The following is a 1,063-nucleotide window of genomic DNA, read 5'->3' as shown; positions in this document are numbered from 1 at the left end:
CTAGGCCGTGTGTCATAAGTGCCGTTCGAGTCTCCGAAGCCAGGTGTCGATCATGCTGATGGTGGCGGTGGCTTCGTAGCGCACGGCGAGTTTGTCGTAGCGGGTGGCCACGGCGCGGTGTTGTTTGAGCAGGTTGATGCCGCACTCCACGGCGTGACGCTGCCGGTATGCGCTGGGGTCGAAGGCCGGTGGACGGCCACCCGCCGACCCCTTCTTACTTCGGTTCGCGGCCTGGTCGGCCTTGACCGGGATGACGCAGCCGATGCCACGCCGGCGCAGGTAGCTCCGGTTGGCCTTGCTGCTGTACGCCTTGTCGGCCAGGACCCGCTCCGGCCGACACCGGGGCCGACCGACGCCGAGGCGAGGCACCCGGATGCGGTCCAGCACGGTGGTGAACTGCGGGCTGTCGCCACGCTGCCCACCGGTGACCACAAACGCGAGTACCTTGCGGCCCTGCTCACAGGCCAGATGCAGCTTCGTCGTCAGACCGCCACGCGAGCGACCCAGCGCGTGATCGGCCGGCTCGACGGCGCCGGACCCGCCCGGCGGCTCGACCTGCGTGTGACTGTCCCGGCGGGCACCAGCGGCGTGCTGATGCGCCCGGGCGATCGTGGAGTCCACACTCACGTCCCAGGTGATCAACCCGAACGCGTCGGCCCGACCCTGCAACCCGGCCAGGATCCGCGCCCACACCCCGGCCCGCTGCCAGTGCCGGTACAGCCCGTACACCGTGCGCCAGTGCCCGTAGCAGTCCGGCACGTCCCGCCATGGCGCACCCGTACGGACCCGCCACCTGATCCCGTCAATCAACTGCCGCTTGCTCCACTTCGGCGGCCGACCCGGCTTCTTCGGTCGGGGCAGCAGCGGCTCCAACACCGCCCACTGCGCGTCGCTCAGGTCGTGCCGCCTCGTCACCGCTACGCTGGCCACGAGGTCTCCGTGCAGATGGTTGTCTTGGTCGATAACCCATCTACCGGAGACCTCACCGCATCCCGGTCACCGACACGCCCAGCCGATCTACCTCACAGCCAGGACCACAGGGCACTTATGACACACGGCCTAG

Annotated in this window: 1 protein-coding gene; it reads right to left on the bottom strand. The window is 69.0% G+C overall.

Annotated elements, in window-relative coordinates; translation table 11 throughout:
* Positions 1-12: 12 nt before the first annotated feature.
* The gene (locus ABGB21_RS36865) at positions 13-930 is read right to left on the bottom strand and encodes an IS5 family transposase (RefSeq protein ID WP_347681774.1); all 918 of its coding nucleotides are present in this window, start codon (positions 928-930) and stop codon (positions 13-15) included.
* Between the last annotated feature and the right edge of the window lie 133 nt (positions 931-1,063).

This window comes from Plantactinospora sp. B24E8 (assembly GCF_039871735.1).
GTDB lineage: Bacteria > Actinomycetota > Actinomycetes > Mycobacteriales > Micromonosporaceae > Plantactinospora.
This window is presented reverse-complemented; position numbering and strand designations above follow the sequence as displayed.